A 25,087-nucleotide genomic window follows, 5' to 3' on the forward strand; every position below is an offset into this window, starting at 1 on the left:
GGCGTTCGAATGAGGAAAGAAGTGGTTCTACTACCTGGTGATGGCGTCGGACAGGAGATCATGAAAGGTGCCAAAGCCGTACTTGAAACGGTGGCGAGTGAGTATGATCATGATTTTATATTCAATGAACACGCAATCGGTGGCGATGCGATCGATCGCTATGGCGTCCCGCTGCCGGATGACACGGTAAAAGCGTGTGAAGCTGCGGATGCGGTGCTGCTTGGTGCAGTCGGCGGACCCAAGTGGGATGATATGCCGGCTGACAAGCGTCCTGAAAAAGGATTGCTCGGCATCCGTAAAGCACTCGGACTATTCGCCAACCTGCGACCTGTACAGGGGTTCAGCCCGCTAGTCCATGCATCTCCACTCAAGACAGAGCTGGTTGATGGATGTGATATCCTCATCGTCCGTGAACTGACCGGCGGTCTCTATTTTGGAGAACCGAGTGGCCGCAGCGATGACGGACAGTCTGTGGTGGATACACTATCCTACACACGTGAAGAGATTGAACGTATTGTAGATAAAGGTTTTCAGGCTGCACAGATGAGAAGTGGACGACTGACATCCGTCGATAAGGCGAATGTTCTCGAATCCAGTCGCATGTGGCGGGAAGTCGTCAACGAAAAGGCGGCGGACTACCCGGATGTGACAGTGGAACACCAGCTGGTCGATTCTGCAGCGATGAAGCTCATCACCAACCCGAAGCATTTCGATGTCATCGTCACTGAAAATCTCTTCGGTGATATCCTGAGCGACGAAGCATCCGTACTCACCGGCTCACTCGGCATGCTGCCTTCAGCAAGCATCCGTACTGATGGTGTCGGCCTCTATGAACCGGTCCACGGATCGGCTCCCGATATCGCAGGTCAGGGCATCGTCAATCCACTCGGCATGATTCTTTCAACCGCCATGATGCTGAAGTATTCATTCGGCATGGAGAAGGAAGCAGAGGAGATTGAGCGCGCGGTCGGCCAGACCCTTTCTGATGGGTATCATACGCGTGATCTTGATGTCGAAGAAGGCAAGGTCGTCGATACAGAAGACATGATCGAGAAAGTCATTGATCATCTGTCCACAGAAAGCATTTCAAATTCAATCTGCAGTTCTTATATGTAAGGAAAAGGTGTGTAGAATATGGGAAAAGGAAAAACGGTAATTGAAAAAATATGGGAGACCCACGTTGTTCATAGTGAAGCGGAAAAACCGGATCTGCTCTACATCGATCAGCATCTGGTCCATGAAGTGACATCCCCGCAGGCGTTCGAAGGTCTCAGACTGAAAGGCCGCAAGGTGCGGCGCCCGGACCTGACATATGCCACGATGGATCACAACGTGCCGACCGCCAACCGGGAAGTCATCAAGGATGAAATTTCCAGAACACAGATGGAGACTTTGAGAAGGAACTGTGAGGAATTCGGCATCACGCTTGCTGATATGCATCATCCGGATCAGGGAATTGTCCACGTCATCGGTCCCCAGCTCGGACTGACCCAGCCGGGTCGGACAATTGTATGCGGCGACAGCCATACATCCACCCACGGTGCTTTCGGGGCATTGGCATTCGGCATCGGTACAAGCGAAGTGGAGCATGTACTTGCGACGCAGACGCTGATGCAGAGCCGTCCGAAGACGATGAACGTGAAAGTGAACGGCGACCTGCCTGCCGGTGTCACTGCGAAGGACCTGATTCTTGCAATCATCGCCAAATTCGGAGTCAAATTCGGAACAGGTCATGTCATCGAGTATACGGGCAAAGCAATACGTGATCTGTCGATGGAAGGTCGCATGACAGTATGCAACATGTCGATAGAAGGCGGCGCCCGTGCTGGTCTGATCAGTCCGGATGAAACGACAGTTGAATTTCTGCGTGGCAGAGAGTATGTCCCGAAAGGTGAAGCATTCGAAAGTAAGGCACTTGAGTGGCTGTCACTCGCCTCCGATGCGGGTGCATCCTACGATATGACACTTGAAATCGACGCCGAGGAAGTCGAACCTCAAGTATCATGGGGGACGAATCCGAGCATGGTCGTTCCAATCAGTGGAAACACACCTTCCATTGATAACGTTGATAATAAGGATGAAGTAAAGCGCGCCCTGCAGTATATGGGACTGAAAGAGAACCAGCCGATCACTTCGATTGAAGTCGACCATGTATTCATCGGTTCCTGTACCAATTCAAGACTGCCCGACCTGGTCAATGCGGCCAATATCGTCAAAGGCCATAAGGTGAAGTCAGGTGTCCGTGCCATTGTCGTACCCGGTTCATTCAGCGTTAAACTTCAGGCCGAGGAACTTGGTATAGATCAGGTGTTCAAAGATGCCGGATTCGAATGGCGCGAGTCGGGATGCAGCATGTGCCTGGCAATGAATGATGATATTGTACCAGCCGGTGGACGCTGCGCATCCACTTCCAACCGTAATTTTGAAGGCCGTCAGGGCAGTGGTGCACGAACACACCTTGTCAGCCCTGAAATGGCTGCAGTTGCAGCAATTGAAGGCAACTTCATGGATGTCAGAAAATTTCAGGCCGGTGTGCTGAGCTAGGAGGAATAGAGATGGAAGCGATCAAAGAACATACAGGTAAAGTTTTCCCGCTCAACCGCAGTAATGTGGACACGGACCAGATTATTCCAAAGCAGTTTCTAAAACGCGTCGAACGGACAGGCTTCGGCCAGTTCGTCTTCTATAGCTGGCGTTTTGATGACGATGGAAATGCGAAATCCGACTTTGAACTGGATAGTGACAGATACAAGGATGCATCCATTCTGATTGCCGGTGAGAATTTCGGATGCGGTTCTTCAAGAGAACACGCACCATGGGCGCTGCTTGATTTCGGCTTCAAGGTCATCATTGCACCGAGTTTTGCCGACATATTCTATAACAATGCCTTCAAGAATGGCATCATTCTGATCAAGGCGGATGAAACGCAGATAGAGGAATGGATGGAGCAGTCGAAAGATGGTACATTCCGGCCGCATATCGATCTCGTGAACCAGACGATTTCAGATGGAGAGAAGCAGGTGTCATTCGACATTCCTTCATATCATAAGGAAAAGCTTCTGAATGGCTGGGATGATATTGCACTGACACTGCTGCTTGACGATAAGATCAAGGAATACGAAGAGAAGCACGCTGCAAAAGCTTGATTTTTTCATCAATAATGGGATAGATCATAAGAATAGATGATGTCCAACTAAAATTATCGAGGAGTGTGACCGCATGGGGATTTCCTGACTGGTGGATTAGTCCATGATGCCTGGGGGCGTCTGGATCACATTGTCCATCACACGACGTTACGTACATCAGCGACAACGAATAAGCGCACGCAGAAAAATGTCTACTTCAAAATGGAGAACCAGCAGAAAACAGGTGCTTTCAAGTTCAGGGGTGCCAGCTATAAGCTGATGCGTCTGACAGATGAGCAGCTCGCCTGTGGTGTAATCACCGCCTCTGCCGGCAATCATGCCCAGGGCCTTGCTCTGGCCGCCTACAAGCTTGGAGTGAAGGCGACAATCTATATGGCAGAGTCCACACCTCTCGCCAAGGTGGAGGCGACAAGAGGCTATGGTGCCGATGTCGTCCTTATGGGAGAGAGCTTCCAGGAAGCCTACGATGCATCAATTGAACATCAGAAAAAATGTGGCGCGACCTATGTCCATCCTTTCGATGACTACGACATCATGGCTGGACAGGGGACGATTGCACTCGAGCTTCTGGAGCAGGAAAGCAGAATCGATACCATCATGGTACCCATCGGTGGTGGCGGGCTTATCAGTGGTATCGCAGTCGCTGCTAAATCCGTAAATCCGAATATCAAAGTGATTGGTGTACAGGCAGCATCTGCTGCAGCAACACACACCGCCTATCATGAAGGCATCGTGAAAAAGCTCGATAAAGTTTCCACGATTGCGGAAGGCATTGCTGTAAAGCAGCCAGGAGAAAAAACGCTGCCGATCATCAATCATTACGTTGATGACATCATTACAGTAAGTGAGGCAGAAATTGCCCATGCCATCATCTATATGCTCGAGCGGGGCAAGACATTGGTCGAAGGTGCCGGTGCAGCTGGATTGGCGGGACTGCTGTCACATAATGACAAGATCAGTTCCAGTCATTGTGGCGTAATCGTCAGTGGCGGCAATCTGGATGTCGGCAAAATCCCACACATCCAGTCACTTGCCAAACAGCTGAAGCCCGAAGTGTCCCACAAGGCCCTCATATTGTAGGATGGATTCAAAGTGTTTTTGAAATCATAAGAGTAGAAAAACAACCCGCCATCCTAGGATGGCGGGTTGTTTTCTGGATTGTGCATTAAAGCAATATTGGAAAACTTTATTCTAGTACAGACGGACAAGTTCCTGAAGAACTGCTTCCAGCTCATAGAGGAATACATTATCGTTATCCAGTATGCTGTTTGAGGGAAGGTAGCTTTTGCCGATAAGAAGTTCTGCATTTTTCTGGTTCTTCAGCTTGACGAGTGCTGCTCTAAGATCATCGTCGCTGAGCTTTTTAAGAGGCGCCTTTTCCGGCTTCATATGATTCATGGAAAAAACATAGTTATCCGGCATCGACTGGATCTGATCGATCCGATCGAGCCATTTGTCTGCAACAGCAGTCTTGTCTGCTGTTTCATAAATCACGCCATACATGCAGAAGGCGTGGTCGCCAAACAGTCCAATCTGGAAATGGGGCAGCATCTTATAGCCTCTCGGATTGGTGCTGAAGCTCACCCATGTGTCATCAGGCGGGTTGACCGTGCGTCTTGCGTGCTGGGCTACATGGGCATAGTGCTGATCACCGGTTATTTCAGTCAGGTAATCGCTGAAGTGTTCACCGATCTTTTCCAGCTTTGGACGGATGTTCTTTTTCAGTTCTGTCATTCTCGGCTCAAGGCCATCAATATCGAAGACTTTAAAATCATCATTGGTAAAACGGTAATCAGGCATTTTACTACTCCTTTCAAGTCATTACTTATATGATAGAATAAGTAGTGGTGTCAATCAATTATTTGGAGTGGATGGAATGGAAATATACGAATTTGGACAATATCTGATCAAAGAAGCAGGAGAATTTGTCCGCTCGCGCATGCTTGAGGATTTCCAGGTGGATTCAAAGTTGAATCCGAATGATCTTGTAACGGATGTAGATCGTGAAACAGAAACGTTCATATACGACCGTATACATGAGATGTACCCGGACCATCACATCATTGGCGAAGAAGGGCATGGCACTGATATCGAGGATACATCGGGTGTCCTATGGATAGTGGACCCGATCGACGGTACATTGAATTTCGTGCATCAGCTCCAGAATTTCGCAATTTCCATTGGTGTCTATATTGATGGTAAACCGGGTTGTGGGCTAATTCTCGATGTAATGAATGATACGCTATACCGCGCTGAGGCCGGCAAAGGTGCATACAAGGATGATGTCCGCCTTGATTCAATCGGTAATACCGAGCTTGCCACGTCTCTTGTCAGCCTGAATCCGAACTGGGTGATAAAAGATAGAATCGGCTCTGCATTCGCAAGTGTCGTGGAGGATGCGCGCAGCACCCGGTCATATGGATCTGCAGCACTCGACTTGGCATATACTGCAACGGGCATCGTCAGTGCGACCCTTTTCTTCCGTCTGCATCCGTGGGACTATGCCGCCGGAATGATCATCATTGACGAAGTGGGGGGCAGAACGACCAACCTGCTCGGTGAAGAAATAGATATACTCCATAAGGACAGCGTGCTGGCAGCGAACCAGTCATTGCACGAAGAGCTGGTTCAGTACTTTGCGCATGATGAGGCATTCATAGAGGCCCATAGGCATGTTCATGGCGAAAAGAAGTAGATCCTCTTGTGATGACCAAGCCTTTTGAAGTTGGATCGTATGACCTTCTGCAAAGTATACTCCGAAATGGACAGGTTCAGATGATCCATGATATCGCGTCTTTTGTATATATCATCCGGATAGAGCAGGTCAAGCTTTGAGAAGTAGTCCCTGGCAACCATCTGGACCGACTCCACCTGCCCACAGCTGCTGCATTTACCGATGCTGCCGCCGATGGTCTGCCAGCCAAAAGCATGGCATCGCCTGCATTTTATGCCGCGCCGGATGTTGCGTGTGATGATGGGAAGGGGCACCCGCGCCCTGAGCATCATGTCGAGGCGGGGTGATGGTTCTTTTTTCTGATTACCGCGGAATGTTCAATGGCTTTCAAGTAGTAGGGGAGATCTTCTTCTTCCAAAAACAGATCGGAACGTTTCCCTTTCAGTTTGAAGGCTTTGTTCATCATGACATACTTGAGTATGATGGGACGCTGGTACTTGCCTTCGTCGATGAGCTGTTCCCTGAACATATCGAACAGCCGTCTGCTGCGATTCAGATCAAGTACTGCTTCGTGGGACATGTTGCATAGTATATTGAAAGGGTTGATGTAGTGTTCGCCTTCCTGATCATGGAGCACAAACAGGTAGTAGCAGTAGTCGGTCACTATGAGCACATTGACAATCTCCAACCTTTTATCGACAAGGACCTCGGCATGCCAGTGGATGAGCATGTTGCTTGTCTTTATTTTCATCAAGTACTGCTCAAACTGGCCCTCCAGCCTCTCCATGCGCTGCATCGCTTCGTATTCAACCACTTCATTCTCAGAAAATGGCAGTCTGTCATACAGGAATTCATATACTTTAAGTCGATCCGGTTTGTTTCTCATGGCATTGCCCCCTCTGTTCTGATATCTTAATTGTTGAGCATGGGGCGATCCTGGTCAAAGTGCCGATTCATGAAAAATGGTACGAAAAAACAGGACAAATGGAAAAACTGAACCGTGTTCAGCCATTTGTCCTGCGTAATGGAGACGACTATTCAAAAAATGCAGTGCCTAAAGCCATCCATTTTCACGGTACTTCTTCTTCAGGGTGAAACCAACACCGAAAACGGCGATGAAGATGACTACGGATAGGATGGCCAAAAGCGGCATCGACTCGGCGACGAAGATGGAGAAGGCAATCATCATCAGCACAGCAATTATGGCGAGTAGGGCAAAGATGGCTTTGGATTTCGTTTGTTCCATAAGCGATCGTCCTTTCGATGGATATTGCAGTCATTATATCACAGATAGCAGGGCATTACAGCCGGATCAGGTAATACATAGTGGAAAAACACACAGGTTTCATGTTATAATTATCTGGTTGTGAAGTAACGAATCTAAACATGAAGGGAAAGACCTATGAATTTAAGAGATGATATACGGAATATTGCAATCATAGCGCACGTTGACCATGGGAAAACGACACTGGTAGACGAACTGCTGAAGCAATCTGGTATTTTTAGAGAAAATGAGCACGTCGAAGAACGCGCAATGGATTCGAATGATATTGAACGTGAGCGTGGAATTACGATTCTTGCGAAGAATACTGCAATCGACTATAAAGATAAAAGAATCAACATTCTTGACACACCTGGACACGCCGATTTCGGTGGTGAGGTTGAACGTATCATGAAACTTGTCGACGGGGTCATCCTCGTTGTGGATGCGTACGAAGGTACAATGCCGCAGACACGTTTCGTATTGAAAAAGGCGCTCGAACAGAACCTTAAGCCTCTTGTCGTCGTCAACAAGATCGACAAGGATACTGCACGTCCGGAGCAGGTCATCGACGAAGTGCTCGAACTCTTCATCGAACTTGATGCAAATGATGAGCAGCTGGAATTCCCGGTAGCATATGCTTCTGCCATCAATGGTACAGCAAGCCTCGAAATGCACCAGCAGGATGAGAACATGCAGTCCATCTTCGATATGATCGTTGAACACGTGCCTGCACCTGTAGATAACAGCGACGAGCCACTTCAGTTCCAGATTGCATTGCTCGACTACAACGATTACGTCGGCAGAATTGGTATCGGACGTATTTTCAGAGGGGAAATGAAAGTCGGCCAACAAGTTTCCCTGATCAAGGTAGATGGTACTGTGAAAAACTTCAGAGTAACCAAGATGCTAGGTTTCTTCGGTCTGAAGCGCCTTGAGATCGAATCCGCCAAAGCGGGCGACCTGATTGCGGTAAGCGGTATGGAAGACATCAACGTCGGTGAGACGGTCACACCAATTGATACACCTGAAGCGCTGCCGATACTGCGCATCGACGAACCGACACTGCAGATGACATTCTCTGTCAACAATTCTCCATTTGCGGGCAAGGAAGGCAAGTATGTTACTGCGCGTAAAATTGAAGAGAGACTCGATCAGCAGCTTGAGACCGACGTTTCCCTGAGAGTCGATCCGACGGATCAGCCGGATGCATGGAAAGTATCAGGCAGAGGTGAACTCCACCTGTCGATTCTGATTGAAAACATGAGACGTGAAGGCTACGAGCTCCAAGTGTCCAAGCCTGAAGTCATCGTCAAGGAAGTCGACGGCGTCAAATGTGAACCATACGAGCGCGTCCAGATTGATGTACCTGAAGAAAATACAGGTAGTGTAATCGAGTCCCTTGGACAGCGTAAAGGTGAAATGGTCGACATGGTCAATACCGGCAACGGTCAGACCCGACTTATCTTCTATGTCCCTGCAAGAGGACTGATCGGCTATCGTACGGAGTTCATGTCCATGACACGAGGATATGGTATACTGAACCATACTTTCGAAGACTACAGACCCTTGTTCAAAGGACGCATCGGCGGCAGACGCAACGGTGTCCTCGTCTCCATCGATAAAGGTGCAGCATCGACCTATTCCATTCTTCAGCTTGAAGACCGTGGAGTTAATTTCATGGAACCGGGAACAGAAGTCTATGAAGGAATGGTTGTTGGGGAAAATTCCAGAGATAATGACCTCACTGTCAATATCACCAAAATGAAGGCTGCCAACAATATCCGCTCTGCGACGAAGGAACAGACGACAACGATGAAAAAACCAAGAGCTATGACACTCGAGGAAGCGCTCGAATTCATCAATGAAGATGAGCTGGTTGAAGTGACACCTGAATCCATTCGAATCAGGAAGAAGATTCTTGATAAGAGTGAAAGGGAAAGATCACAGAAGAAAGAAAAGTTTAAACTTGAAGCGGAGTGAATCTAATTGTTTCTCCCTGAACTGATGAATGTGAATGTAACGGAACGCCTGACGTTTTTCGGCAGAATCTTCGGTCTGGATACGAATCCAGAGGCGGGCATGTGGTACTTGTTCATTACCATCTACATGCTGTCGATTCTTGTCTACAACCTTGGGTTTGCACGTAAAATCAAGCTATGGCAGAACGTTGTCATTTACATCGTCATGTTTTTCGGATGTATAATGCTGACCTTCTTTGGTGCTTTTCTGCCGGTTGCAGAAAGTCTGGTCGTTGCTGCCATCATTTTGGCACTCTATCGCTTCAGATTGCACCAGGAACGTAAAGCCGGCAACATCAAAACTTCCGGAAAATAGAAAAAGGCTGTTCATCCTCGGATGAACAGCCTTTTTTCATAATAGGACTAGTCGAATCTGATACCGCTGACATGTTCAAGACGCGCCTCGACCTTCCCATCATTGATGACAAGTACATCGATGAGGCCATCTTCATAAAGCTGCTTTCCATCCTGGCTGAAATGAGCGTAGAACATATGACGCTCATCGTATGGAAGGGTTGTCGTCTGCGCTTCATGGTGCGTGAAGGTGATCATCGCATCTTCGCCGCTGGTCGGCTCTGTATATTCAAGGAACGGCTTCAGGCAGATGGCGAAAGTTCCCTCCAGCAGCTGCTGTTTCTTGAATTTCTTTTCGGATTTCAAAGTAGGCGGCTTTGTCGTGCCTTCTATGATCTGGCGGTTCCATTCTTTGGAATCGGAGAAATCAATCCGTTCATCGTCAGCATCATTTTCGAGTATCTTATCGAGTTCCTCTTTACGGTCATCGAAGATCCATGTGGATGGATCCAGAGTGATTTGAAAACGCACATTGCCCATAATCTGTATAATCATATTCATCCGCTCCTTATCCTGTAATTATAACAGACTTTAATAGTATATATAAATGCCCGCAACTGCTTTCATATGCTCGTCTTTGCTTGCTTTTTTACGTATGGTGATATAAAATTTTATAGAGAGTTTATAGAAAGGGGTTATTTCGTGTCCACATTAGATGAACTAAGTAAACAAGCTTATGACCAGTTGGAGAAAGACGCAGAGAAGATTGTTCAGCTGATCGAAGTGCAGATGGACAATCTGACAATGCCCCAATGCCCTGTCTATGAAGAAGTATTGGACACCCAGATGTTCGGGCTGTCCAAAGAAGTTCATTTTGCTGCCAGGCTTGGCCTGATCGATCCTCAAGATGGCCGTGCACTGCTGGAGAAACTTGAGAAGGAAGTCTCCAAAGTTCACGATGCATATATGGAAGATGAAAAATTCGAGTCTAAAGAAATGTGATCTTTAGACTTTTTTTAAATGAGGCGATACCTTGTCATTTATAAGAGATTTCTTTAATTACGTAAGAGTATATTCAAAATATGTCGATTTCACCATAATCATTACATATGTACTGCTGAGTCTGATCGGCCTTGTCATGATCTATAGTGCGAGCATGGTGACATCATGGAAAGATGGGGGCAACCCTGAGAGTTTCTACATAAAACAGTTGGTTGCCATCGTTCTCGGTTTTACAATGGTATTCATCATGGCATACTTCATGTCGGGGGAGTTCCTGAAGAATAAATATTTTCAGATAATTGCTACAGGGGCCATCTTCATACTACTGGTATATACGGCGCTTTTCGGTATGGAGGTAAATGGTGAGAGGAACTGGATTCCAATTCCTATAGGGGGATTCAACTTCCAGACTTCCGAATTCTTCAAGATTGTGACCATCCTCTACCTGGCCTATATATATGACCGCAAGAAAGATCGGCTGAAGCAGCTGGAAGGGGGGCATCTCGTTCCCCTTCTGTTCATCGGGTTCTGTACAATGATTGTCGTCACCAACGATTTCGGGACGGGCCTTGTCATCATGGGAATCATAGCAGGCATATTCCTATACTCGGGCATCCCCATCGGATTCCTTGCCAAAGCAGGTGGCGTGCTTGCTGTTGCTGCCGGTGTTGTCGGAGTGGTTACGTACTTGATCAAAGGCAGTATCCTCTCTCCCTATCAGCAGGCGCGGATCGATACATTCCTGCATCCATTCAATGATCCCACAGGCACGGGGTACCAGCTGACCAATGCACTGGTCTCCATATCGCATGGCGGGGTGACAGGGAATGGCATCGGCAATAGTGTAATGAAGCTTGGCTATCTGCCTGAGCCGCATACCGACTTCATCTTTGCCATCATTGCTGAGGAGCTTGGTCTGATCGGTGTGATGTTCATACTTTGCCTGTATCTTATTATCGTCATCAAGGCACTCAGGTATGCTGCGATTTCAAAAGACATGTTCTATCGTCTTGTATGTATCGGTGTAGCAATCTACGTTTCATTCCAGCTGTTCATAAATCTTGGAGGCATCTCCAAGCTGATTCCGCTGACAGGTGTGCCGCTGCCGCTCCTGAGCTATGGTGGATCTTCATTCTTGAGCATTTCGATCGCCATAGGTCTGCTGATCATTGCGGCCAAACACGTGAAAAAGTCAAAAGAGATGGAAAGCATCTGACTCCGGGTATCATTAGTACCCGGTTTTTTTATCGCAAATAATGAAATCGCTTCCATAAATATTTCAATAATACTATTAATATTTCGTAATTGATTTCATTGTATATTTTTTGAATATTTAATATAATTGATAAGTATAGCAAAGGAGGAAGATTATGAATAGAATCAACAAGCTGCTTGTCGCCAATAGAGGAGAAATTGCAATTCGTATTTTCCGGGCGTGCACAGAACTCGATATTACAACTGTGGCAATCTACAGCAACGAAGACAAAGGTGCGCTACATAGATATAAAGCAGATGAAGCTTATCTTGTCGGCGAAGATCTATCACCGACCGAGAGCTATCTAAATATAGAAGCGATCATCAGAGTGGCAAAAAATGCTGGTGTGGATGCGATTCACCCAGGCTACGGTTTCCTGAGTGAAAATATGGAATTCGCAAGACGGTGCCAGGAAGAGGGCATCATATTCGTCGGTCCTGAGCTGCGCCACCTCGATATGTTCGGAGATAAAGTAAAGGCGCGTGAAACTGCAGTTGCTACAGGTCTGCCCGTCATCCCTGGTACGGACGGTGCGGTCCAGTCTTTTGAAGAAGTGGAAGAATTCATCGAGACGCATGGCTATCCGATCATCATCAAGGCGATTTCCGGTGGTGGCGGCAAGGGCATGCGTATTGTCGATAGTGCAGATGACCTCAGGGACAGCTACGACCGTGCCAAAAGTGAAGCTTCCAAGTCCTTTGGCAATAGCGAAGTCTACCTTGAGAAATACGTTGATAGGCCGAAGCACATAGAGGTTCAGATCATCGGGGATACCGAAGGGAACATGCTTCATCTGTATGAGAGGGACTGTTCGGTCCAGAGGCGCCATCAGAAAGTGGTGGAAGTTGCGCCATCAGTCGGCCTGAGTGATGAACTGCGACTTGAAATCTGTGAAGCGGCGAAGAACATGGGCGAGCAGGTCGGCTACGTCAATGCAGGTACGGTGGAATTTCTTGTAGCGAATGAGGAATTCTATTTCATCGAAGTCAATCCGCGTGTTCAGGTTGAGCATACGATTACCGAAATGGTTACTGGTATCGATATCGTGAAAACCCAGATCCAGATTGCCGACGGCAATACGCTGTTCGGTGAAGTCATCAATCTGCCACAGCAGGAGAAGATTCCGCTGATGGGCTATGCGGTACAGTGCCGTATCACCACAGAGGACCCACTGAACGACTTCATGCCCGATACCGGTGAAATCATGGCCTATCGTTCGAGTGGTGGTTTCGGTGTCCGTCTTGATGCCGGTGACGGTTTCCAGGGTGCTGTCATTTCTCCCTACTATGATTCACTACTTGTAAAGCTGTCGACGCATGGGCTTACCTACAAGGATGCCAATGAGAAAATGACACGCAGCTTGAAGGAAATGCGGATCCGCGGTATCAAGACGAATCTTCAGTTCCTGATCAACGTCATAGGCAATAAAGATTTCCAAAAAGGGGACTATTCGACGAAGTTCATTGACACCACACCATCGCTCTTCGAGTTCGAAAAACCGAAGGACCGGGGAACGAAAACGCTGGAATACATTTCGACAATTACCATAAACGGTTTCCCAGGTGTAGAGAAACGCCAGAAGCCGCATTTCGATCCACCTGTACTGCCCGACCATGAACCGGTCATCAAAGAGGGAACAAAGCAGATACTGGATCGCGAGGGGCCGGAAGGGCTTGCAAAATGGCTGAAGGCCCAGGAGGATACTCTCATCACGGACACCACGATGCGGGATGCCCACCAGTCACTTCTGACGACACGGGTCCGGACCTACGACATGAAGAAGATCGCCCCGTATACGGCACATGATCTGAGTGATGCATTTTCTCTTGAGATGTGGGGAGGTGCTACGTTCGATGTCGCCTACAACTTCCTGAAGGAGGATCCTTGGAGACGTCTTGAAATATTGCGCAAGGAAATACCGAATGTACTTTTCCAGATGCTGCTGCGCGCCTCCAATGCGGTAGGGTATAAGAACTATCCTGATAATGTTGTGGAGAAGTTCGTACAGGAGAGTGCAGATGCTGGTATAGATGTATTCAGGATATTCGATTCCCTGAACTGGATGGAAGCGATGAAGCAGCCGATTGAAGCGGTGCTCAAGACAGGGAAGGTGGCAGAGGGTGCCATCTGCTACACAGGTGATATCCTCAATCCGGAGCGTTCCAATGTCTATACGCTCGACTACTATAGAAATATGGCCAAAGCTCTCGAAGCTGAAGGCGTCCATATACTTGCCATCAAGGATATGGCCGGCCTGCTCAAGCCGCAGGCAGCCTATGAGCTGATCGGCGAACTGAAGGCGACAGTGGATATTCCAATCCATCTGCATACGCATGATACAAGCGGCAACGGTGTGCTGATGTATCATAAGGCGATCGAAGCCGGTGTTGATGTTGTCGATACCGCCCTTGGAGCAATGAGTGGTCTGACTTCGCAGCCGAGTGCCAACAGCCTCTATTACGCACAGAGCAGTCAGGACAGGCAGATCCGTGCGGATATAGATGGTCTTGAGCGACTCAGCCAATACTGGGAGAGTGTCAGAAGGTACTACACTGATTTCGAGAGTGATATAAAGAGTCCGAATACAGAAATCTACAAGCATGAAATGCCAGGAGGACAGTACTCCAATCTGTTCAGCCAGGCCAAGTCACTTGGTCTCGGCGAGCGTTATGGTGAAGTGAAGAAGATGTACCAGAAGGTGAATATGCTGTTCGGTGATATCGTCAAAGTGACGCCTTCATCCAAAGTGGTCGGAGATATGGCGCTATTCATGGTCCAGAATGACCTTGATGAAGAGAGTGTCATCGAACGGGGGCCGCATCTCGACTTCCCGGATTCCGTTGTCAGCTTCTTCAAAGGCGAAATCGGCAGACCGGTGTCAGGGTTCAATACCGAACTCCAGGATGCTGTACTGAAAGGAGCAGAACCGCTGACGGAACGACCGGGAAAAGTGATGGAGCCTGTGGATTTCGATGCGTTGAGAGAAGAAGTGTCGCAATTCTGCGAGCGCAAGGTGACGGATAAGGATGTATTGTCCTACGCACTCTACCCGAAGGTCTTCAAGGAATTCATCAGTACGAATGACAGGTTCGGCAATGTTGAAGTGCTTGATACACCGACTTTCCTTTTCGGAATGCGTAAAAATGAAGTGCTTGAGATTGAAATCGACAAAGGTAAGACGTTGATCGTCAACCTGCTTTCTGTAGGTCATGTTCATGAAGATGGCTGTCGCTGGATGTACTTCGAATTGAACGGATTCCCAAGGAAGGTATATATCAATGATGAAAATGTGGAATCCACTTCAGCCCGCCTGAAGAAGGCGGATCCGACCGAGCTTGGAGACATCGGCGCACAGATGCCGGGCACGGTGAGTACAGTGAAGTACAAGGCGGGCGACACATTCAAAAAAGGGGAGGTCATCATCATTACAGAGGCCATGAAGATGGAGAACTCTGTAAAAGCGCCATTTGATGGCAAAGTTGCGGAAGTATTCGTGTCTGCCGGAGACAAGGTTGCATCCATGGATCTCATGATGACAGTAGAAAAGGCATAAAAATATACCCACACATTGTGTGGGTATATTTATTTGGTTCTGGAAAGCAGCAGGATGAAGTAGCATAGCAGTCCGAACAGCAGAGTGATGAACAGGGCATGCAGCAGAGCGATGAATATATTGACCAGGGTCAGTACACTCAGCATCCCGGTCAGGGCCTGCAGCAGTACAAGAATGAATGCAATCGTCCATCCGTACTTCAATATCCTGTACTGGCTATAGTGTCTGAGTACATGGATCAGTATAACGAATATCCAGATGACAATGATGCCGGCAAGTACGCGGTGGCTCATCTGCACCCATTGATAGAAATTCCCAGCCCATAACTGGCCCTGCCCGCAATGTGGCCACCCAAGACAGGCAAGTGATGAATTCGTATGTCTGACAAGTGCGCCACTATAGACAACCAGATAGATATAGATGGTCAGAAATATCGTGTGGTATCTGAGATATGAACCGATCACCAGAGATTGTGCTTCAAATTTCTGGTCGACTTCAAATACAAGTAGTGTGAGCAGGAAGACAGAAGCAAAGCTGATCAGAGAAATACCGAAGTGCGCTGCAAGAATAAAGTCGTTCTGTCCCCAGATGACTGCACCTGCACCAATCAGTGCCTGAACAAGAATGAAACCGATACTCATCATGACGAGAAAGCGTGTTTCCCTTTTGTGGGGAAGGAGTTTAAGAGCAAGCCAGCCCAGCAGGCCGACCATTATGATGGCCATGCCGGAGACTCCCCGGTGGGCAAGTTCGATAATTGTTTCAATCGGCCATGAGCTCGGGATGATCTGCCCGTGGCATAGTGGCCATGATCGTCCACATCCATCGGCAGAACCGGTTTTAGTTACCAATGCACCACCGATTTGCACGAAGACCATCATGAGTGTGGTTACGACGGCTAATATTTTCAAGTTTTTATACAATGGTAACACCTCAATAGTTCTTTTGATGTAAGTGGTCACAGATAACCAATATATATGAAAGGACATGTCCGTGCAATCATGAATATATTCGATTGCCCTTAACAATTCCAGAATATATGGTAAAATCGAAATGTACAACAAACAACTATTCCCAGTATAAAACACAAAAGGAATGAGATTGTGGCACATTGATGAACAATTTTTGAACAATATAAAATGTAACGATTTTATTTCAGAAATGTATAGTAAATGTGTCATTTTTAATTTATTATTATCTGTAAATGTGTCTGTGGTGAAAGGAGGCGTATGGATGCAAAGTGATGTATATGGTAATGATGTGCATCATGATAGTAAGGGAATCACCTTCAAGGCAGTGAAGACACTGGTCAAAGATGGTATTATCAAGGCGAACCTGATTCCGGCCTTTGCCGCAGGATTTCTGGCAGTAATGTATTATAATCAGTCTTTCTTCTCCAATGTTCCACTTCTGCTGCTGATGGTCGTAGCAACCGGACTTGTCATAGGCGGTGTTGCAGCACTGAACAACTACTATGATCGTGACATCGATTCAGTGATGGCATCGAAGCAGTCGAGACCCAGTGTCGACGGTACTTTCTCCGGTCGGGATATTCTGATGATCGGATACGGCAGCCTGGCTGTCGGGGAAATACTTCTGTTTTCGATCAATTCGACTGCTGGAACGCTCGGTCTGATTGCCGCTTTCGGATACGCGGTTGTCTACTCGATATTTGCAAAGCGTCATCTTCTATCGAATACGATTATCGGTGCAATTCCCGGAGCTATGCCACCGCTTATCGGCTGGGCCGTAATTGAACCGAATCTTCATATACTTGCCTGGGCGATGTTCATCGTGATGTTTCTGTGGCAACCTCCACACTTCTACGCGTTAGCAATAAAACGAAGCGATGAATACAGTAGGGCAGGAGTGCCCATGCTTCCTTCCGTGAAGGGAAACCACCGCACGAGGAGATCGATTGTCTTCTGGGTGGCACTGCTTCTTTTTACTCCCATCATGATGACGGAACTTGGCTTGTGGTTCGTTATTCTGGCAACTGCATTGAACATTATATGGCTGGTCATTTCGTTCAACAAGTTCCGTCCAGTCGAAGATGATAACCGGCATGCCGGCAAGGTGTTCATCTTCTCGTTGAATTACATTATGATTTTCTTTGTAATGATTATTGTCGCCGGTCTATTAGGAAATTTCTAAAGCTTAAGAATGAAAGAGAGGGCTATTTACATGAAAAATCGTTGGATGAATGCCAAGTGGCTTGGACTTATCACGATCTTGGCTGCATTTGCATCCGGGTGTGGTAAGAATCATCTCAGCACTTTAAGGCCAGCTGGTGAAGTTGGACAGGAACAGTTCGATCTTATGCTGCTATCCATCATTATTATGCTGTTTGTCGTTATCGTAGTTTCAATCATCTTTACTCTTGCTGTAGTAAAGAGCCGCAGGAAAAACCTGGGTGAAGATTTCGAACCCAAGGATGTTGCCGGAAATCATACACTTGAAGTGATCTGGACCGCAATTCCGATCATACTACTTATTATCCTTGCTGTCCCAACCGTCTATCTGACATTCAAACAGGCGGATACACAGGCAATGGAAAATGATGATGGCGAAGTGAACAGCGAAGAAATAGTTGTCAATGTTACCGCAAACCAGTACTGGTGGGAATTCGAGTATCCTAATGTAGATGTCGTTACTTCTCAGGAGCTTGTCGTACCAACAGATAAGAAAGTTTACTTCAACCTCCAGGCTTCCGATGTCAAACACTCATTCTGGGTACCGGCTGCCGGTGGTAAGATGGATACTAACATAGATGGCATCAACAGTTTCTATCTTACTTTTGATGATGGGAAAGCACAGGATTCAAACCGTCTTTTCTATGGTAAATGTGCTGAACTTTGTGGACCATCGCACGCGCTGATGGACTTCAAGGTCAAGGCGCTGCCTGAAGAAGAGTACGATCAATGGCTTGCAGATATGAAAAACATCGAAGAGCCGGTACAGGCATTTGCAGACGATGCAGCTGAAGGTCAGGAAATCTTCAACAACTCATGTATCGGCTGTCACGCTGTCACACCGACCGGTGCTGGGGCACAAGGCCCTAACCTGACAAACTTTGGGGACCGTGAACTGATTGCGGGCTACCTGGCTCACAGTGAAGAGAACCTCATCAACTGGATCGAGGATCCGGAAGCATTCAAACCTGATAACAAGATGACAGGTGCATATGACCTTACAGATGAAGAAATTGCATCTGTTGCCGCCTACCTGATGGAACTCAAAGTCGAAGAGGGTTCAGGTGACGTGGAAACGTTAAGGGAAAGTGCTGAAGAATCCTCGGAAGAAGAATCCACTGAGTCTGGTGAAGAAGAGGAAGAAGCCTCCTCGGAACCAAGTGAAGAAAGTGCATCGGATTCTGAAGAAGACTCCTCGGAATCCGATGAAGAAGGAGGTAACTAGTAATGGCATCAACAGCTAAAAAGCAAGGTGTCGGCTCTGTAATCTGGGATTACCTGACTACAGTAGACCATAAGAAAATAGCAATACTGTATTTGATTGCTGGTGGTTTCTTCTTCGTAGTTGGCGGTATAGAAGCAATGATGATAAGAATTCAGCTTGCTGTACCAAACAATGACTTCCTCTCGGCAGGACTGTTCAACGAAATGATCACCATGCACGGTACGACAATGATCTTCCTGGCAGCAATGCCGTTATTGTTTGCATTCATGAATGCAACAGTGCCACTTCAGATCGGGGCGCGTGACGTTGCGTTTCCGTTCCTGAATGCACTCGGTGTCTGGCTATTCGTTTTCGGTGGTATCTTCCTGAACCTCTCATGGTTCCTTGGAGGCGCACCTGACGCAGGCTGGACAAGCTATGCTTCACTCTCAATCGCGTCAGCTGGACATGGTATCGACTTCTACGCACTCGGTCTTCAGATCAGTGGTGCGGGTACATTGATATCAGGTATCAACTTTGTAACAACAATCATCAACATGAGAGCACCGGGTATGACATATATGAGAATGCCGCTCATGACATGGACGACACTGGTCGCTTCCGTACTGATCGTGTTTGCATTCCCACCGCTCACAATCGGACTGTTCCTGCTTATTTTCGACCGCATGTTCGGGTCCAGTTTCTTCCTGGTCGAAACAGGGGGCAACACAATCATCTGGGAACATTTGTTCTGGATATTCGGACACCCGGAAGTATACATCCTGATCCTGCCGGCATTCGGTATATTCTCAGAGATTTTCTCAACATTTTCACGTAAGCGCCTATTCGGCTACTCGGCAATGGTATTCGCCACAATCATCATCGGATTCTTCGGATTCATGGTATGGGCACACCACATGTTCACAGTTGGTCTTGGACCGACAGCGAATGCAATCTTTGCTGTAGCAACAATGGCCATCGCGGTACCAACCGGTATCAAAATATTCAACTGGATTGCGACTGTCTGGGGCGGAAGTATAGAATTCACTACACCGATGCTCTACGCACTTGCCTTCATTCCATCATTTACGATGGGTGGGGTTACGGGCGTCATGCAGGCGGCAGCACCAGCCGACTACCAGTATCATGACTCCTACTTCATCGTTGCACACTTCCATTACGTCATTGTTGGTGGTGTAGTGTTCGGACTGCTTGCAGGACTGCACTACTACTGGCCGCTGATGTTCGGTACGATGCTCAGCGAGAAGCTTGGCAAGATTACTTTCGTCATCTTCGTCATCGGTTTCCACGTGACATTCCTGATTCAGCACTTCCTCGGACTGTGGGGTATGCCGAGGCGTGTGTTCACCTACCTTGATGGGCAGGGGTACAATACAGCCAACCTCATATCTTCGATGGGGGCATTACTGATGGCTATTGCTGTAATCATACTTGTCATCAATATCATCATGACAGTCGCAAAGAACCAGAAAGTCGGTCGCGATCCATGGGGAGATGGCCGTACGCTTGAATGGTCACTGCCACTTCCTGTGCCATACTACAACTTTGCTCAGATTCCACTCGTTCGTGGACTAGATGCATACTGGATCGAGAAGAAAGCGAACAATGGCAGAATGATGCCTTCTGAATCACTGGAAGACTTCCACATGCCGAATAATTCGTTCATTCCATTCGTAATGTCCTTCGGACTATTTGTCGCTGCTTTCGGCGCACTGTACTTTGCTTCAGGCAAGGACTGGGCGATCGACGCAGTAAGCGGCCTGAATGTACATCCATGGGCACCATGGGTGCTGGGTCTTGGACTGGCTATTACAGTCGGTGCGATGATTACCCGTTCTATAAAAGACGACCTCGGCTACTACGTAACCAAAGAAGAAGTTCTCAGAGATCTTGAAGAAGAAGAAAGGAGGGCGAGATAATGGCTCACATGGAATATAATGTGCCAAGTGAAAGATGGCCTGCACATCCTGAAACAGCGACAATGGAAGGCAAGAACAAGTTTGTCGGCTTCTGGATTTTCCTTGCAGGTGAGACTGCACTCTTCGCGTCTCTCTTTGCAACATATCTTGCTCTGAAAGATTCAGTCCCAGGGGAAGATCACCCTCTGGCTGCTGATCTCTTCGCTCTACCGCTTGCATTTGTCATGACGATGTTTCTACTGACATCTTCCTTGACAAGTGTATATGCGATCTACCACATGAGAAACAACAATTTTGCCAAGATGCAGCTCTGGCTGGGTATCACTGTTCTGCTTGGACTCGGTTTCCTGGCACTGGAAATCTACGAGTTCATCGAGTATGTCCATCATGGCCATACATTCAGATCCAGTGCATTCGGCAGTGCATTCTACTTCCTGCTCGGAACACACGGTTTCCACGTTGTCATCGGTCTCGGGTGGATAACATTGCTCATCCTGCGTAATGCCAGACGTGGTATTTCCGTCTACACAGCAGCAAAAGTAAATACAGCATCCCTATACTGGCACTTTATCGATGTTGTGTGGGTGTTCATCTTCACAATAGTCTACTTGCTGGGAGTGATGTAACATGGCAGAAATCAAACAGGAACCAATGACAAAGAAGAAGCTCGATTATGTACGTCGTGAACGCACGAGGGAAATGCGACAGCAGGTCATTTCATTTTCACTGATGATCTTCCTCACGTTTACAGCTTTTGGCCTTGTCGCGATGGATATCGATTCGCAGTTTGTCATTCCCATCGTTATCGGCATGGCTTTCATCCAAGTCATACTGCAGTTCTTCTACTTCATGCACATGAAGGATAAGGGACATGAATTTGCAAAGTTGTTCATGCTGACAGGCATATTCCTGGCACTTTCCTTTGTCGTCACATTCATCTATATCGTATGGATTGGCAAACCAATCTAAGTCAGCATAAAGACCGGCACAATGTGCCGGTCTTTATTTGTCATCATATTGTCATGGTATTAACTTGCCGAACATACAGCTGGAAACTATACTGGGATTAAGCGTTTTTATAAAGGGATGATTCTAAATGGAAAACTTGTCATCTATATCAATATTCGGTTTTATCGCAAATTGGAGTCCATATTTTCTGGCATTTGTCGTTTTTCTGACTGCCGTCTACTTCCTCATCACCAAGAAGTGGTATAAGGATTTTGAAGGCGGTCGGCCGTTGAAACTTAAAGAAGGTTCGCTGTTTGCCACAAGCATGCTGCTGCTCTATGCCATGTATGGCGCACCAGTGGATGTACTGAGCCATATTCTTTTCAGTTTCCATATGCTGCAGATGGCCATCGTGTTTCTGCTGATTGCTCCGCTGATGTACTTTGCCATACCAGAGTATCTATGGAGTTATATTGTGAAACTGCCTGTTCTGAAACAGTTCTTCGCGATTGCCAGGAAGCCTCTGGTACCGTTGATCCTGTTCAATGGAATCTTCTCCATCTACCATATACCGGTCGTGCTTGACTTCCTTAAACAGAGTGGTGCACTGCACTCCGGCTTCAATGTTCTGCTCTTCATGCTGGCAATCCTGATGTTCTATCCGATCTTCAACAGGGTTGAACCACAGGAGAAGCACATGGGCGGACTATTCAAACTTCTTTATGTCTTCGCGATTGGAGCGCTCCTGACACCAGCCTGCGCACTGATCATCTTTGCCGGCGAACCTCTGTATAACACCTACACGGATGGAGATGCATGGCTTTCGGCAATGGAACTGTGTGTACCTTCAGGGGTCCTGGATGGTCTGAAGGGGCAAGGTATTATTTCAGGTCCTGAGTATTTCACCAACACGACACCGATCATGGATCAGCAGACCGGCGGCATCATCATGAAAGTGCTGCAGGAAGTTTTCTTCGCCTTCATGCTTGGCCACCTCTTCTTCAACTGGTACAGGAATGAACGCAAGGATGAAGATGAAGTGACACGCCGTTCTGTTGAAGAGGCGCGCCTTCAGAAAGAATTATTCAATCAATACAGATAATGGAATAAGGAGAATCTCACCGTGCATATTTTACCGACCATCAGTACATTATTCATTGTAGTCAGTGCAGTTTTCATGGCCGTAGGCATCGTCAAAGTCAGAAATGGACAGATTGCAGAACATCAGAAGATGATGACATATGCAGCAGTCAGCGCACTGGTCTTTTTCATCATCTATGCCTCAAGGACTGTATTCATAGGAAACACGGCATTTGGTGGGCCGGAAGGTCTCGTCCCTTTCTATACGGTGTTTCTGATATTCCATATCATACTGGCCACGACAGGGGGCGCCCTCGGTGGTGTCCAGGTCTATCTGGGCTATAAGAGAAAGCTTGCACCGCATAGGAAGATCGCCCCATGGGCGTCGACCATCTGGTTCGGTACAGCCATTACAGGTGTCATGGTCTATGTACTGCTTTATATACTCTACCCAGGCGGAGAGACGACTTCACTGATCAAAGCCATCCTTCAAGGATAGAAAAAGGGCTGCTCATATGAGCAGCCCTTTTTTACATGAAAGTTTATGAGATTGCTTTCAGATCCTGTGCGACAGCTCTGATTTTCTGTACCGCATGATCTACGAGTCGTTCAGGGAAGTGTTCATCGCTTCCGTACTCGAGGCCCGTCGGGTAGTAGTGCTTGCCCATGTACGGGTCCATCAGCTGAAGGATGGCACTTTTAGCACCGACGTCCCCCTCCACAGCATAGCCGGGAATACGCAGATAAAAGATGCCTTCCGGCACTTCATATTTATAATCGAAAGTCATCCGTTCATAATCCCATGCACCACCGAGTACAAGTCCGTTCTTATTCATAACATCTTGCAGTATATCCTGAGAAACGAGCATCGTCTCAAGAGTAGAATTTTCGAAAACCATGAATTTTCCTCCCTAAGCATTTTTCCATTACTTTAATTTTAATCTATTGTCCCGACAGTTGCAAATGGTATTTGAAAACTGCAAATGCTTGTGGTTGAAAACCATGAATCTGTGATACTATGTGAGTGAGGTGTTGTAAATGGTTACAGAAACAGAAATGGAAATTCTAGATCAGCTCGATGCCTTAAATGAAAAAATAAGGCAGACCGAAGCCTATCAGCAGTATTGCAGATATCGTGCACTTCTTGAGGAAGATAAGGAAGTGTCACAGCTCATAGATCAGTTTACACGTCTGAAGCTGGATTTTGAAGAAGTCCAGCGATTTGGCAGATATCATCCCGATTTCAGTACTAAACGGCGGGAGATCAACCAGTTCAAAAAGAAACTGGATATGCACCCCGTCATCATGGAATACAGAAGGTCCGAATATCAGCTCCAGGCTCTGCTTGACGAAGTGCTCTATCATGTAAGCACCAGTGTCAGCAGCAATGTCAATGTAGTCAGCAGCAACCCGTTCTTCTCCGTATCCGGGGAGTCGGGATGCTCTACAGGTGGCAGCTGTGGATGCCAAAGCGCAGGCTAGAACATACGAAAGGCTCCCCATCATCAGGGGAGCCTTTTCTAATATCTTTCATTCATCAGGTGATGGCTGATGTCCGGATAGTCGGTTACGATTGTGTGTGCGCCTTTTTGGATCAGTTCATCCATTTCGTCCATTTCATTGATGACCCAGTATCCGACCGCAATGTTCAGACTCTGCAGGTAGTCTATGAAACCTTCCTTGTTCAGTGGAATGTTGTTGTAGCGTGGCGGGATCTGGAAAGTGTCCGCTTTAGGGCTGAACAGATGCTTGAATCCTGAAGCATATGCCAGATAGGCGTTTCTGACCTGCTCTTCACCTGAGCCGAGTGCAATATCATCGCCGGAGTAGAGCTGGAAACGGTCAATCTGTGCATCGTAGAAGCTTGTGATGAGTACGCGGTCCTGGACATCCAGTTCATCGATCAGACGATAGAGCAGGCTTGGCATCAGACTGCCTTCATATGAATTAGGATCATCCTTGATATCGATATTGATGAGCTTGTCCGGATACCTCTCGATCAGTTCCCTGAGTGTTATGATGCGTGCATCTTCTGATTCCCTGTAAGGATGGTTGCCTTCTGCGTCCCGGAAGTGGTAGCCGAAGTCGAGCTTCTTCAGTTCGTCGAGTGTCAGGTTGCTTATGCGTCCGGCACCATTTGAAGTCCGGTCCACATAGGCATCATGGAAGACGACAATCTCCTCATCCTTTGTCATACGGATATCGACTTCAAATCCATCGACATCGAATTTGCTGGCTTTATCGAAGGCTGCAATGGTATGCTCCGGTGCCAGACCCATGCCGCCGCGGTGTGCAAAAACGTAGGGTGAGCGGTGTCTGAAGTACGGCTTGATGTCCCTGATCTTCGGTTCTCTGGTGACTTTGGTTCCGACCCATAGTCCGCCGATCAGTCCGCCTGTGATCCCGATTGCTGCAAGTAGGCTCTTTGTACACTTTTTCATAGTAATTATGCCTCCAATTATAGTTTCATTTAAAACTTCTTATTTCCATGGTATCATAACTGTATAAAAATATATA

Annotated in this window: 25 protein-coding genes and 1 pseudogene; 18 read left to right on the forward strand and 8 right to left on the reverse strand. The window is 47.3% G+C overall.

Annotated features, from left to right (window positions below):
* Positions 1-9: 9 nt before the first annotated feature.
* From leuB to GQ671_RS00425, 4 genes are all read left to right on the forward strand, one after another.
* The gene (gene leuB / locus GQ671_RS00410; RefSeq protein ID WP_160651004.1) at positions 10-1,116 is read left to right on the forward strand and encodes a 3-isopropylmalate dehydrogenase; all 1,107 of its coding nucleotides are present in this window, start codon (positions 10-12) and stop codon (positions 1,114-1,116) included.
* Between the two features lie 18 nt (positions 1,117-1,134).
* The gene (gene leuC, locus GQ671_RS00415) at positions 1,135-2,544 is read left to right on the forward strand and encodes a 3-isopropylmalate dehydratase large subunit (RefSeq protein ID WP_160651007.1); all 1,410 of its coding nucleotides are present in this window, start codon (positions 1,135-1,137) and stop codon (positions 2,542-2,544) included.
* Positions 2,545-2,555: 11 nt separating this feature from the next.
* Positions 2,556-3,146: a 3-isopropylmalate dehydratase small subunit gene (leuD, locus tag GQ671_RS00420; protein ID WP_160651010.1), complete on the forward strand. Its 591-nt coding sequence runs from the start codon at positions 2,556-2,558 to the stop codon at positions 3,144-3,146.
* A 120-nt stretch (positions 3,147-3,266) separates the two neighbouring features.
* A complete protein-coding gene (locus GQ671_RS00425) occupies positions 3,267-4,226 on the forward strand; it encodes a threonine/serine dehydratase (RefSeq protein WP_160653423.1) in 960 nt (319 codons plus the stop codon).
* A gap of 111 nt (positions 4,227-4,337) precedes the next feature.
* Here GQ671_RS00425 and GQ671_RS00430 read toward each other — a convergent pair whose 3' ends face one another.
* Positions 4,338-4,946, reverse strand: coding sequence for a YktB family protein (locus GQ671_RS00430; RefSeq protein WP_160651013.1), 609 nt, complete (start codon positions 4,944-4,946; stop codon positions 4,338-4,340).
* 76 nt (positions 4,947-5,022) lie between these two features.
* Here GQ671_RS00430 and GQ671_RS00435 point away from each other — a divergent pair, with 76 nt between their 5' ends.
* Complete coding sequence (locus tag GQ671_RS00435) at positions 5,023-5,841, forward strand: inositol monophosphatase family protein (protein ID WP_160651016.1); 819 nt, start codon at positions 5,023-5,025, stop codon at positions 5,839-5,841.
* Here GQ671_RS00435 and GQ671_RS00440 read toward each other — a convergent pair.
* The 3 genes from GQ671_RS00440 to GQ671_RS00450 form a co-directional block, all read right to left on the reverse strand.
* Positions 5,823-6,149, reverse strand: coding sequence for a hypothetical protein (locus GQ671_RS00440; protein WP_211364867.1), 327 nt, complete (start codon positions 6,147-6,149; stop codon positions 5,823-5,825). The genes GQ671_RS00435 and GQ671_RS00440 overlap by 19 nt on opposite strands.
* A complete protein-coding gene (locus GQ671_RS00445; RefSeq protein WP_160651023.1) occupies positions 6,149-6,706 on the reverse strand; it encodes a hypothetical protein in 558 nt (185 codons plus the stop codon). The genes GQ671_RS00440 and GQ671_RS00445 overlap by 1 nt, the downstream gene beginning before the upstream one ends.
* Before the next feature lie 168 nt (positions 6,707-6,874).
* Positions 6,875-7,066: a DUF5325 family protein gene (locus tag GQ671_RS00450; protein WP_160651027.1), complete on the reverse strand. Its 192-nt coding sequence runs from the start codon at positions 7,064-7,066 to the stop codon at positions 6,875-6,877.
* A gap of 156 nt (positions 7,067-7,222) precedes the next feature.
* On the opposite strand from GQ671_RS00450, the gene typA reads away from it, so the two are divergent.
* Entirely contained in the window at positions 7,223-9,064 is a 1,842-nt protein-coding gene (typA, locus tag GQ671_RS00455; protein WP_160651030.1) for a translational GTPase TypA, read from the forward strand.
* A 24-nt stretch (positions 9,065-9,088) separates the two neighbouring features.
* Positions 9,089-9,418 carry a YlaH-like family protein gene (locus GQ671_RS00460; RefSeq protein WP_160651033.1) on the forward strand — a complete coding sequence of 110 codons (330 nt, stop codon included), beginning with the start codon at positions 9,089-9,091 and terminating at the stop codon, positions 9,416-9,418.
* A 47-nt stretch (positions 9,419-9,465) separates the two neighbouring features.
* Here GQ671_RS00460 and GQ671_RS00465 read toward each other — a convergent pair whose 3' ends face one another.
* Positions 9,466-9,951 carry a hypothetical protein gene (locus GQ671_RS00465; protein WP_160651036.1) on the reverse strand — a complete coding sequence of 162 codons (486 nt, stop codon included), beginning with the start codon at positions 9,949-9,951 and terminating at the stop codon, positions 9,466-9,468.
* A 147-nt stretch (positions 9,952-10,098) separates the two neighbouring features.
* On the opposite strand from GQ671_RS00465, the gene GQ671_RS00470 reads away from it, so the two are divergent.
* From GQ671_RS00470 to GQ671_RS00480, 3 genes are all read left to right on the forward strand, one after another.
* Positions 10,099-10,398: a YlaN family protein gene (locus GQ671_RS00470; RefSeq protein ID WP_322789446.1), complete on the forward strand. Its 300-nt coding sequence runs from the start codon at positions 10,099-10,101 to the stop codon at positions 10,396-10,398.
* 31 nt (positions 10,399-10,429) lie between these two features.
* Positions 10,430-11,614, forward strand: a complete 1,185-nt coding sequence (locus GQ671_RS00475; protein WP_160651042.1) for an FtsW/RodA/SpoVE family cell cycle protein — start codon at positions 10,430-10,432, stop codon at positions 11,612-11,614.
* A 154-nt stretch (positions 11,615-11,768) separates the two neighbouring features.
* Positions 11,769-15,206 carry a pyruvate carboxylase gene (locus GQ671_RS00480; protein WP_160651045.1) on the forward strand — a complete coding sequence of 1,146 codons (3,438 nt, stop codon included), beginning with the start codon at positions 11,769-11,771 and terminating at the stop codon, positions 15,204-15,206.
* 29 nt (positions 15,207-15,235) lie between these two features.
* On the opposite strand, the gene GQ671_RS00485 is transcribed toward GQ671_RS00480, so the two are convergent.
* Positions 15,236-16,129, reverse strand: coding sequence for a COX15/CtaA family protein (locus tag GQ671_RS00485; protein WP_211364868.1), 894 nt, complete (start codon positions 16,127-16,129; stop codon positions 15,236-15,238).
* Positions 16,130-16,439: 310 nt separating this feature from the next.
* Here GQ671_RS00485 and cyoE point away from each other — a divergent pair, with 310 nt between their 5' ends.
* The 7 genes and pseudogenes from cyoE to GQ671_RS00520 all read left to right on the forward strand — a co-directional run bounded on the left by cyoE (position 16,440) and on the right by GQ671_RS00520 (position 23,069).
* Positions 16,440-17,360: a heme o synthase gene (gene cyoE, locus GQ671_RS00490; RefSeq protein ID WP_160651051.1), complete on the forward strand. Its 921-nt coding sequence runs from the start codon at positions 16,440-16,442 to the stop codon at positions 17,358-17,360.
* A 30-nt stretch (positions 17,361-17,390) separates the two neighbouring features.
* A pseudogene (gene coxB / locus GQ671_RS00495) lies at positions 17,391-18,455 on the forward strand (cytochrome c oxidase subunit II); the annotation flags it as partial.
* 170 nt (positions 18,456-18,625) lie between these two features.
* A complete protein-coding gene (locus GQ671_RS00500; protein ID WP_160651057.1) occupies positions 18,626-20,542 on the forward strand; it encodes a cytochrome c oxidase subunit I in 1,917 nt (638 codons plus the stop codon).
* Positions 20,542-21,168 (forward strand): cytochrome (ubi)quinol oxidase subunit III, encoded by a 627-nt coding sequence (locus GQ671_RS00505; protein WP_160651060.1) that lies wholly within the window; start codon positions 20,542-20,544, stop codon positions 21,166-21,168. Before GQ671_RS00500 ends, GQ671_RS00505 begins: the two co-directional genes overlap by 1 nt.
* A 1-nt stretch (position 21,169) precedes the next feature.
* Entirely contained in the window at positions 21,170-21,511 is a 342-nt protein-coding gene (locus GQ671_RS00510) for a cytochrome C oxidase subunit IV family protein (RefSeq protein ID WP_160651063.1), read from the forward strand.
* A gap of 127 nt (positions 21,512-21,638) precedes the next feature.
* Complete coding sequence (gene ctaG, locus GQ671_RS00515) at positions 21,639-22,592, forward strand: cytochrome c oxidase assembly factor CtaG (RefSeq protein WP_160651066.1); 954 nt, start codon at positions 21,639-21,641, stop codon at positions 22,590-22,592.
* A gap of 21 nt (positions 22,593-22,613) precedes the next feature.
* The gene (locus GQ671_RS00520) at positions 22,614-23,069 is read left to right on the forward strand and encodes a DUF420 domain-containing protein (protein WP_322789447.1); all 456 of its coding nucleotides are present in this window, start codon (positions 22,614-22,616) and stop codon (positions 23,067-23,069) included.
* Between the two features lie 43 nt (positions 23,070-23,112).
* Here the strand turns inward: GQ671_RS00520 and GQ671_RS00525 are convergent, their stop codons facing one another.
* Complete coding sequence (locus tag GQ671_RS00525; protein WP_160651069.1) at positions 23,113-23,469, reverse strand: YugN family protein; 357 nt, start codon at positions 23,467-23,469, stop codon at positions 23,113-23,115.
* A gap of 157 nt (positions 23,470-23,626) precedes the next feature.
* On the opposite strand from GQ671_RS00525, the gene GQ671_RS00530 reads away from it, so the two are divergent.
* Positions 23,627-24,052, forward strand: coding sequence for a YlbF family regulator (locus GQ671_RS00530; protein ID WP_246153070.1), 426 nt, complete (start codon positions 23,627-23,629; stop codon positions 24,050-24,052).
* A gap of 38 nt (positions 24,053-24,090) precedes the next feature.
* Here the strand turns inward: GQ671_RS00530 and GQ671_RS00535 are convergent, their stop codons facing one another.
* Positions 24,091-25,011, reverse strand: a complete 921-nt coding sequence (locus tag GQ671_RS00535; protein ID WP_160651074.1) for a glycerophosphodiester phosphodiesterase — start codon at positions 25,009-25,011, stop codon at positions 24,091-24,093.
* Between the last annotated feature and the right edge of the window lie 76 nt (positions 25,012-25,087).

Source organism: Salinicoccus hispanicus (assembly GCF_009831115.1).
GTDB classification, from domain to species: domain Bacteria; phylum Bacillota; class Bacilli; order Staphylococcales; family Salinicoccaceae; genus Salinicoccus; species Salinicoccus hispanicus.